This window comes from Micromonospora okii (genome assembly GCF_020884795.1).
GTDB lineage: Bacteria > Actinomycetota > Actinomycetes > Mycobacteriales > Micromonosporaceae > Micromonospora > Micromonospora okii.
Genome location: NZ_BBZF01000009.1, coordinates 1 through 764, shown reverse-complemented (window position 1 = coordinate 764; position 764 = coordinate 1). Strand labels below are relative to the sequence as shown.

Below are 764 nucleotides of genomic sequence, written 5' to 3'. Positions count from 1 at the left end.
CGGCCCGACAACTGCACCGGCGGCAACTGCCTCGGTTGATCCACATAGCCGCCCGGCCCCTCCCGCACGCGTCGCGGGAGGGGCCGCAGGCCGTCCGTGTGCACTAGTCGCGCACCTTGTACCCGATGCGGGGTTTCTTCGGATTCGCGCCCTCCACGAAGAACATTCTCATACGGTGTCATTTAGCAGCTACAACCGATTTGTAGCGAAGGACGCCTCGCGATGGCGGTGCGACCTTGTCTGATACGAAGAGAGGGCAGAGAACTCCGATGTCCAATTACCTTCGGAAGAACGACGACACCGGCAAGAAGAAGGCCGCCGGGACGCGCGGCCGCCGCAAGGTGTGGCTCGTCTCCGGCGTCGCCGGCCTGACCGGCGTGGTCAGCCTCGCCGCGATCGGCGTCGGCACCAGCGCCGGTGCGGCCGGCATGGACAGGCTGACGGATCTCACCTGGTCCACGGCGGAGCAGTTCGTCAAGGGCGACGGCGGCTCCGGGCGAGGCGACCGGAACGAGCACGGCGACCGGGGCAAGCAGGACGAGCGCGGCGAGCATGGTGACCGGGGCGAGCAGGGCGAGCACGGTGACCGGGGCGAGCACGGCAACCGGGACGAGCGCGGCGAGCACGGCAACCAGGGCAAGCAGGGCGACCGGGGCGAGCACGGCGGCAAGGAGCAGGGCCACGGGAAAGGCAAGGAGCAGGGCGGCAAGGGGGAGAACGACAAGGAGCAGGGCGGCCAGGGGCAGAACGGTTCGGTTCAGGCC

General features: G+C 69.1%; 1 pseudogene. It reads left to right on the top strand.

Annotated features, from left to right (window positions below):
- Positions 1-269: 269 nt before the first annotated feature.
- Positions 270-764, top strand: a pseudogene (locus tag LPU43_RS00055) (hypothetical protein); the annotation flags it as partial.